This is a genomic window from Streptomyces sp. MB09-01, assembly GCF_033794505.1.
GTDB lineage: Bacteria > Actinomycetota > Actinomycetes > Streptomycetales > Streptomycetaceae > Streptomyces.
Genome location: NZ_JARAYQ010000028.1, coordinates 41,837 through 50,854 on the forward strand (window position 1 = coordinate 41,837; position 9,018 = coordinate 50,854).

Annotated in this window: 6 protein-coding genes; 2 read left to right on the forward strand and 4 right to left on the reverse strand. The window is 73.5% G+C overall.

All coding sequences use genetic code 11. The features are described 5' to 3' along the window. Positions 1–39: 39 nt before the first annotated feature. The 4 genes from PV721_RS09220 to PV721_RS09235 form a co-directional block, all read right to left on the reverse strand. Entirely contained in the window at positions 40–2,679 is a 2,640-nt protein-coding gene (locus tag PV721_RS09220) for a SpoIIE family protein phosphatase (protein WP_319722360.1), read from the reverse strand. Positions 2,680–2,868: 189 nt separating this feature from the next. Next, positions 2,869–4,749 (reverse strand): VanW family protein, encoded by a 1,881-nt coding sequence (locus tag PV721_RS09225; protein ID WP_319722361.1) that lies wholly within the window; start codon positions 4,747–4,749, stop codon positions 2,869–2,871. A gap of 208 nt (positions 4,750–4,957) precedes the next feature. Beyond that, positions 4,958–5,128 (reverse strand): hypothetical protein, encoded by a 171-nt coding sequence (locus PV721_RS09230; protein ID WP_319722362.1) that lies wholly within the window; start codon positions 5,126–5,128, stop codon positions 4,958–4,960. Between the two features lie 274 nt (positions 5,129–5,402). Further along, positions 5,403–6,335: an NADP-dependent oxidoreductase gene (locus PV721_RS09235; protein ID WP_319722363.1), complete on the reverse strand. Its 933-nt coding sequence runs from the start codon at positions 6,333–6,335 to the stop codon at positions 5,403–5,405. A 110-nt stretch (positions 6,336–6,445) separates the two neighbouring features. On the opposite strand from PV721_RS09235, the gene PV721_RS09240 reads away from it, so the two are divergent. Both PV721_RS09240 and PV721_RS09245 read left to right on the forward strand, forming a co-directional pair. Beyond that, positions 6,446–7,402 carry a GlxA family transcriptional regulator gene (locus PV721_RS09240; RefSeq protein WP_319722364.1) on the forward strand — a complete coding sequence of 319 codons (957 nt, stop codon included), beginning with the start codon at positions 6,446–6,448 and terminating at the stop codon, positions 7,400–7,402. A gap of 109 nt (positions 7,403–7,511) precedes the next feature. After that, on the forward strand, positions 7,512–9,018 hold a 1,507-nt coding region (locus PV721_RS09245; RefSeq protein ID WP_319722365.1), incomplete at its 3' end, for a serine/threonine-protein kinase.

The following is a 9,018-nucleotide window of genomic DNA, read 5'->3' on the forward strand; positions in this document are numbered from 1 at the left end:
GGATCCGGGCCGGACGGGCCGCACGACGGGCCCGGTCCGTCACAGGGGGTCCACGTCCAGGAAGGCGGCGAGGGCGGGTTCGATGCCGCCAGGGGTGCCGGGGAGGAGCAGTTCCGCCCAGATGACCTTGCCCTCGGGTGTGTACCGCGTGCCCCAGTGTTCGCTGAGCTGCGCGACGAGGAACAGTCCGCGCCCTCCTTCGTCCGTGGTGGCGGCGTACCGCAGGTGGGGTGCGGTGCTGCTGCCGTCCCACACCTCGCAGGTCAGGGCGTGGTCGTGGAGCAGCCGGACGCGGACCGGCTCGCTGCCGTGCCGCATGGCGTTGGTGATCAGTTCGCTGAGGATCAGTTCCGTGGCGAAGCCGAGCTCCGACAGGCCCCACTCGTCGAGCTTCTTCGCGGCGACGCTGCGCATGGCGCCGACCGCGCTCGGCTCGAACGGTACGTCCCACTGCGCGACCCGGTCCGGGCCGAGGGTCCGCGTCCGCGCGATGAGCAGGGCCACGTCGTCGGTGGGCCGGGGCGGCAGCAGCATCTCGAGTACGGCCCGGCAGCTGTCCTGGGGGTCCCGGTCGGGGTGGCTCAGGGCGGCGCGCAGCAGTTCCAGTCCCTCGCCGATGTCCCGGGTCCGCTCCTCGACCAGCCCGTCCGTGTAGAGGACGAGCTGGCTGCCCTCCGCCAGCTCCAGTTCCGCGGTCTCGAACGGCATGCCGCCGAGCCCCAGGGGAGGTCCGGCCGGCAGCTCGACGATCTCCGTCGTGCCGTCGGGGGCGACCACCAGGGGCGGCAGGTGCCCCGCCCGTGCCACCGTGCAGCGCTGGGACACCGGGTCGTAGATCGCGTACAGGCAGGTCGCACCCATGATGCCGCCGCCACCGTTCGAGTCGGGGCCGTCCCCGTCGCGGTCGTGGTCGATGCGCTGTACGAGGTCGTCGAGGCGGGCGAGGATCTCGTCGGGCGGCAGGTCGAGGGAGGAGAAGTTGTGCACCGCCGTGCGCAGCCGTCCCATGGTGGCGGCGGCGTGGAGGCCGTGCCCGACGACGTCTCCGACGACCAGCGCGACCCGGCAGCCGGGGAGCGGGATCACGTCGAACCAGTCGCCGCCCACTCCGGACTGCGCGGGCAGGTAGAAGTGCGCCACGTCCATGGCGCTCTGCTCGGGCAGGGCCCGCGGCAGCAGGCTGCGCTGGAGGGTGACGGCGAGGGCGTGCTCGCGGGTGTAGCGGCGGGCGTTGTCCATGCTGACGGCGGCGCGGGCGACGAGCTCCTCGGCCAGCGACAGCTCGTCCTCGTCGAAGGGCTCCTTCTTCTGCGAGCGCCAGAAGTTGACCACCCCGAGTACGACGCCGCGGGCCATGAGCGGGGCCGCGATCAGCGAGTGGATCCCGTACTCGACGATGGCCTGGGCGCGGGGCGGGTCCTGGGCCTGCCAGCCCGGCGCGTCGGACAGGTCCGTGACCAGCTCCGCCCGGCCGGTGCCGTAGCCCCGTGCCTGGGGGGTGGACGGCAGGAAGTCGATGAGCCGGCCGACGGGGTAGAGGGGATGGTCGGACCGGATGCCGCTGACCGCCGTGCGCCTCATGTCGGCGCCCGGGGCGGGTTCGTCACCGTCGAGCACCTGGTCCGCCAGGTCGACGGTGACGAAGTCCGCGAACCGGGGGACGGCGACGGCGGCGAGCTCTTCGGCCGTCCGCACCACGTCGAGGCTGGTACCGACGTCGCCGCCCGCGTCGTAGAGCAGCTTGAGGCGCCTGCGGGCCGTCTCGGCCCGGGCGGTCAGCACCCGCATCTCGGTGGAGTCGCGGATGGTGACCGCGGCGCCCTCCGGCCGGCCCCGGGGGTGGGTGGGCCGCTGGTTGACCACGAGCAGCCGGTCCCCGCTCTCCAGCACCTCGTCGGTGGCCGTCCGGCCGGAGAGCAGCAGGTCCGCCATCCGGCGGTCCAGGCCCGGTACGTCCGCGATGTGGCGCCCGTCGGCGTCCTCCGGCAGTCCGAGCAGCCGTTTGGCCTCGTCGTTCGCCAGCAGCAGCCGTCCTTCACCGTCGGTGATCAGGACCCCCTCGCGGACGGCGTGGAGCACCGCGTCGTGGTGCTCGTACATGCGGGTCATCTCCTGCGTGCCGAGCCCGTGGGTCTGGCGGCGCAGCCGTCTGCTGATCAGGGCCGTGCCGCCGGTCGCCAGGGCCAGGCCGGTGGCGATGGCCAGGAGGATGACGGGGAGCTGGCGGTCGACGACGCCGGTCACGTTCTTCACGGTCAGTCCGGCCGAGACCAGGCCGACGACCTTGCCGTCGGGGCCCTTGACCGGTACGACGGCCTGGATCTCCTTGCCGAGGGGGCCCTGCACGCTTTCGGTGTGGACCTTGCCGGCGAGGGAGGGCTCGATGGTGCCGACGAACCGTTTCCCGATGCGGTCGGGCCGGGGATGGCTGTAGCGGATGCCGTTGGTGTCCATCACGACGATGAAGTCCACGCCGGCGGCCTTGCGCGTCTCCTCGGCTAGGGGTTGCAGGACGGAGGCCGGGTCGCGCGTCTTGAGCGTGTCCTGGAGGCCCAGGGAGTGGGCGAAGGTCTCGGCCACGGACACCGAGCGGTTGCGTGCCTCGCGGTCGATGTCGTGGCGCGACTGGAGTACCAGGGCCAGCAGCGCCCCGGCCGCGAGCAACACCACGATCGCCACCTGGAGGACGAATACCTGTCCGGCGACGCTTCTGGTCCTGTTGCCTAGCGGTGACCGCACCGACGTGCCCGGCACGGGTGGCGAGGAATGGTCACGCACCCAGTTGTAGCACTTCCGGGCCTGCATGGCTCCCATCACGCACGGCGCGCTCCGGATCTGTCACGCGTCGTTCTGGACGGACGGTCGGTGCTAGGGGGTGCCGCCGAGGGCCAGGGGGCTGCCCGTGGCCGTGGCGGACGGGGCCTGCGGGGCCTGTGCGGCCCGTGCGGTCTGCGGGGTCTGCCGGGGCTCCGGGGTCTGCTCGGCCGGCCGGGTTCCCGGGGCCTGCGGGGCTCCCGGGGTGGGCGAGGCTTCCGGCGTGCAGGTCACCTCGTCACGCGGTGTGTAGTGGGTCTTGAACTCCTCGTGCTTGACCTCCTCCCCGCCTTGGACGAAGACGCGGCCTACGGCCACGTCGAAGCCCTCCAGCGGGGTCTGGACCTCGCACGTCGGCCCGCTGCCCGTGCGCTTGGCGGGCGGGGTGACGTTGGTGCGCGGACCCTTGGTCGCACGTATCTCGTCGTACTTCTTCGTGCCGAGGAGGGTGATGGTCAGCGAGGTGTCGGTGGACCGGGCCTGGATGTAGAGGGGGTGGCCCGAGTCGTTGATCCAGCGCAGGTCGAGGGTGCCCCAGGCGACGGTGGCCTCCCGTCCCTCCGGGTAGCGCTCGATGTAGAAGGAGTGGGCGCCGTGCTCGACGGGCTTGAGGCCCGCGAAGAACACCGCGTTGTACATGGTGGTGGCGACCGCCGAGACGCCTCCGCCGGGCGATTTCACGTACTGGCCGTCGTTGATCATGATGCCGTCGACGAAGCCGTTCTCCGGGGTGCGCTCGCCGACCGTCCGGTTGAAGCTCCACTCCTCCCCCGGCATGACGACGGAGCCGTTGATGAGCTCGACGGCCCGGCCGATGTTGGTGGTGCGGTACGGGGCGGCCGGGAAGTCGACGGTGAAGGAGGAGACCTTCTCCTTGATGCCGAGCCGTCGGGCCTCCTCGCTGGTGAGGTCCGGCTGGACGGCCACGGTGGCGACCTCGCCGCTGCGGGCCGCGCCCGAGCGGGTCAGCAGGGGCAGCACGGCCTTGCCGAGGGCCGCCTCGGTGACCTGCCGGCCCTCGCGGCCGGGCTCCCCGATGACCACGCTGCCGTCCGCGTCGAGACGGGGCACGGCGTCGCGCGGGGACTCGGTGACCGCCCCGATCGGGCGGGCCACGGCGGGGTCGGCGAGGAGGCCCTTGGAGTCGAGGGCCGGTACGAGCCGGCCCTGGGCGTCGGGCCGCATCGCGAGGTGCTCGCCGAGGACGCCGGGGCCTATGGACAGGCGCCGCCCGGCGACGGTGAGGTTGACGGGCCCGGACATCGCGGGCTGCGCGAACTGCCGCATGGCCCGTCCGGTCTCCTCGGCCCCGATGCGGGGCTGGGTGCGCTCGACGGGCATCACGACGGCGTCTGCGGCAGGCCGCAGGTAGGCCTCGCGGAGGGTGGTGAGGGCCCGGTCCTGGACGAGGGTGACGCCCTGCTGGGGGGCGACGGCCTTCGCAGCGCCCTTCTCGAAGGTGATCGACCCGTCACGGGCCTGCCGGCCGGTGGCCGAGCCGATGCGGTCGACCGCGGCACGGGCGGTCTGCTCGTTCATCCGGATCACCGGCTCGACCTCGCGGTCGGCGGAGGCGAAGAGCCGGCCGACGACGGTGGCCGGTCCGTAGCCCGTCCGGACGGCGCGGTCCACGGTCGCGGTGGTGTCGAGCGAGAGCCCGAGCGTGGCGGGGGCGGCCTTCTCCACGTGGTCGCCGATCTTCATCGCGACCGGGGCAGCGGCGGCGGGCCCGAGCTCCCGGGTCAGCGTCTGCTGCGCCTGCCCCCGGCTCATTCCGCCGATGTCCACGCCCAGGACGCGCGTGCCCCGGTCGATGTCGCTGCCGGCCACGAGGCCGGTGACGTAGAGGCCGCCGCCGAGTCCGAGTACGACGGCGCCGCCTGCCAGCGGCAGGGCGATCCGTCGGTTGCGGGTCCAGTTGCCCACGCGTCCCATGTCTCTCCCACGGCGCCGACCGGTCAAGCGGGTGGCGCGGGCCCCACAAACGACCCATAGACGACAGTTCCGAGAAGCAATGATCCACGCCGAATGGGTGATTCCGGGGCGAATGTAATAGTTCTCACGAACAGCAGGTGGCGATCATGTCGAGCCGCGGCAGGGCGCGCAGGCGGTACGGGCGGAGGGTCGACCCCTCCAGAGCAGGTCAGTCGTCCCGGGCGCTCGCCAGCAGGTCCTTGAGCAGCTCCTCGGGGGCGTCCCGCATCAGGTGGTGGCCGCCCGCCGCCAGGGCGTGCCGCTGGTTTCCCTGATGCAGGCGGTCCGTCTGGAGGGCGGGCTCGACCGGTACCGCACCAGGGACTACGTCTGCGCCCACCGGCTGGGAGGGCCCGGTCGCCCTTCGCCCGGGGCGGGGGTGGCCCGCGGGTCGAAGAACGGCAGCGGGGCGCCGCTGTGGCCGGTCTCCCCGACTCCGCCGAGTTACCAGGCACGCTCCCGGTCGGTCACCAGGGACCAGGGACCAGGGACCAGGGACCAGGGACCAGGGACCAGGGACCAGGGACCAGCAGGAGTCTCCGTCCTCCGGCACCACGGCGTCCACGGAGACCAGACCTGCCACCCGGTCGGGGACGCGGTCGGCGGCTCCGGTGTCAGTCGGTGACGGAGAGGACGATCTTGCCGGTCGTGCGGCGGCTGTCGGCGAGTTCGTGGGCCTTGGCCGCGTCCGCGAGCGGGAGGACGGTGTCGAGCTCGGGGCGCAGCAGCCCGGCTTCGGCGAGGGCGGCGATCTCGCGCATGCCCGCCTGGTCGGCTTCCACGGCCATGAAGGCGGCGCGCAGTCCGAGCGGCCGTGCGATGTCCGCCAGTCGCGCCTCGGCCGGTGAGGCGAGCGCGACCAGGATGCCACCGGGGCGCAGGGCGCGCAGGGAACGCGGTCCGTAGGCGCCGCCGATCGCGTCGACGACCACGTCCACCGGCTCCACGGCCGTCTCGAACTCGGCTTCGGTGTAGTCGACGAGCTCGTCGGCGCCGAGCGAGTGCAGGAAGCCGTGCTTGGCGGCGCGGGCGGTGCCGATGACGTGGGCGCCGCGCGCCTTGGCGATCTGCACGGCGAGATGGCCGACCCCGCCCGCCGCAGCATGGATCAGCACGCGCTGTCCCGGGCGGACGTCGGCGGTGTCCACCAGGGCCTGCCAGGCGGTCAGTCCGGCCAACGGCATCGCGGCGGCCTGCTCGTGGGTCAGTGCGGCGGGCTTGCGGACCAGGTGACGGGCCGGGGAGGTGACGTACTCGGCGTAGGTTCCGGCGGGCAGCGGGTGACGGGGCATGCCGAACACCTCGTCGCCCGGCGCGAGCGTGGTCACGCCCAGACCGACCGCCTCCACCACGCCCGAGACGTCCCAGCCGAGCCGGATCACGGCGCCGGCCAGGCCTCCGGTGGCGCGGTGCCAGGAGTCGGTCGGATTGACGCCCGCCGCACGCACCCGGACCAGTACCTCGGCCGGCCCGGGCACCGGGCGCTCCACCTCGACCACCCGGAGTACCTCGGGCCCGCCGAACTCGTCCTGGCCGATCGCACGCATCGTGTTCCCCCTGTCTTCGCCGGGCCCCTGCGGCCCTGTTGGATCAAGGTTCTCCGATGCCGCGGACCCCAACGAGTGGCAAGATTGCCATGATGTGGAAGGATCTTGCCATGCATCGCGTCGTCGTCCTGGCCCTCGAAGGCGTCTACCCCTTCGAACTCAGCATTCCCGTCCGCATCTTCGGCACCGCGGCCGGATTCGACGGCGAGCCGCTCTACGAGGTCGTCACCTGCAGTCTGGACGGCGGCCCGGTCACCACCAGCGCCGACTTCGCCATCACGGTGGCCCACGGGAGCGAGGCGCTGAGGACCGCGGACACCCTGGTCATCCCCCCGTTCACCTGCGGCACGCAGGAAGAACGGGACTGGCTCCCCGACGAACTGGCCGACGCCCTCGGCGACTTGCCGGCCGACGCCCGCATCGTCTCCATCTGCACCGCCTCCTACGTACTGGCCTCGGCCGGCCTCCTCGACGGGCACGCGGCCACCACGCACTGGAACGAGGCCGGGAACTTCCAACAGGCCTTCCCGCAGGTGCAGGTCGACGCGAACGTCCTCTTCGTGGACAACGGCCGGATCCTCACGGCGGCGGGGGTCGCCACCGGGGTGGACCTGTGCCTGCACCTGGTGCGCCGCGATCACGGCAGCGAGATCGCCAACAGGGTGGCCCGGCTCTGCGTCGTACCGCCCTGGCGGGAGGGCGGCCAGGCCCAGTACATCGACCGTCCGCTCCCGGAGCCGGAGGCCGCCACGACGGCCGCCACCCGCGAGTGGGCCCTGCGGCAGCTGCACCGTCCGCTCACCCTGGCCGAGCTCGCCGGCCACGCCGGGATGAGCGTACGGACGTTCTGCCGGCGATTCGGCGAGGAGGTGGGCATGCCGCCCGGCCAGTGGCTCGCCCAGCAGCGGGTCGAGCACGCGCGCCGGCTGCTGGAGACCACCGACCTGTCGGTCGATCACGTCGCCTCCCGGGCCGGCTTCGGAACGGCGGCGTCCCTGCGCCAGCACCTGGCGCAGACGATCGGGGTCTCCCCCACGGCCTACCGGCAGGCGTTCCGCGTCGGCTGAGGGCGGGGGCGAACGGGGCGCCAAGTCGGCGGCCGGCCAGGCGCGTTGCCGTTACGGGATCATCGGGTTAGATTCCTAGAAACTGATTCTAATTCCGGGCGGGGCAGACGTGTTAGAGCTGACGGGGAGCGGGGCCGAGCCGCTGGAGGCGGGGGATCCGCGCCGGATCGGGGCGATTCCGCTGGCGGGCCGGCTCGGGGCCGGAGGCATGGGGCGGGTGTACCTCGGGGTCCAGGACGGGCGGTACGTGGCCGTCAAGCAGCTGCTGTCCTCCGTCGTCGGCGAGGACGAGGACTTCCTGCGGCGCTTCGGGCACGAGCTGGACAACCTCGCCCGGCTGCCCGCGGAGGCCACCGCGCCGCTGCTCGACAGCGACCGCACCGCGAGCCCGCCGTGGTTCGCCACCGCGTACATCCCCGGGCTCACCCTGCGGGAGGCCATCGGGCTGCACGGCGGCCCGCTCCCCGCGGACGCGCTGTGGCTGCTGCTGCGCGAGGCGGCGGCGGGCCTGGCGTCGGTGCACGCGCTGGACATGGTGCACCGGGACCTCAAGCCGTCCAACGTCATGCTGACGCTCGACGGCCTCACCCTCATCGACTTCGGCGTCGCCCGGGCCGCGGAACAGAGCCAGCTGACCAGGACCGGCATGGTGGTGGGCACGCCCGCCTACATGGCCCCCGAACAGGCTTCGGGCCGACGGCGGTTGAGCGGCGCCACCGACGTCTTCGCGCTGGGCTCGGTCCTCGCGTACGCGGCGTGCGGGCAGCCGCCCTTCGGCGACGAGTCGGGGCACGGCGTGCTGTACCGGATCGTGCACGAGGAGCCCGACCTGGAGCCGCTGCGGGAGGTGGAGCCGGAGCTCGCCGACCTCGTCGCGGCCTGCCTCGACAAGGACCCCGACGCCCGCCCCACCGCGACCGAACTCCTCGAACGCGCCTCGCAGCACGGCCCGTTCACGCAACCGCTGTGGCCGGCGGCCATCGCCGAGCGGCTGACCGAGCGGGCCGCCTTCGCCGCGAACGTGCAGGAACTCGACGTACCGACGCTCCCGCTCACGGGTGAGAAGCCGGAACCGGAAGACGCGGGAACGGAGCCGGCACCGGCACCGGCACCGGAGACGGGGTCCGGGAAGGAACCGGAGGAACCCGGGCCGGCGCCCGCACCCGCCGCGTCCCGTCCGGAACGGCCCGAGCGGGCGGAGCGGCGCCGCCGTACCCGCGTCCTGCTGGCCGTCTTCCCCGTCGTGGTGGTCGCGGGCGGCACGACGCTCGCCATCCAGTACCTGCCGCACACCGGCTCGCCGCAGGCCGAGGCGGGGAACACCCCGCACAGCTCGGTCACGGCGCCGGCCGACCCGACGCCGCCGACGACCACGGGCGGCAGCCCGACGGCAACGGCGTCACCCGCTCAGTCGCCGGCCCCGGACCAGGCGCAGGGCGGGGCCGGCGGCGTCCCCCCGGAGGCGGCCGCCGCGGGCACGGGACAGGGCCCCGGCCCGGCCGGCGGCGCCCAGACCGGACCGGGCGGCTCGGCAGGCTCGGCCGGGTCCGGAAACTCCGCGAAGGCGGGCGGCGCCGGCAGTACGCGCCCGTCCGGCGGCGGGACGTCCACCGCCC

What these genes read in the sequence shown, in the direction of transcription:
- PV721_RS09225 (WP_319722361.1), bottom strand. Translation starts at nt 4,749, where the DNA reads ATGGGACGCGTGGGCAACTGGACCCGCAACCGACGGATCGCCCTGCCG.
- PV721_RS09235 (WP_319722363.1), bottom strand. Translation starts at nt 6,335, where the DNA reads ATGCGTGCGATCGGCCAGGACGAGTTCGGCGGGCCCGAGGTACTCCGG.
- PV721_RS09240 (WP_319722364.1), top strand. Translation starts at nt 6,446, where the DNA reads ATGCATCGCGTCGTCGTCCTGGCCCTCGAAGGCGTCTACCCCTTCGAA.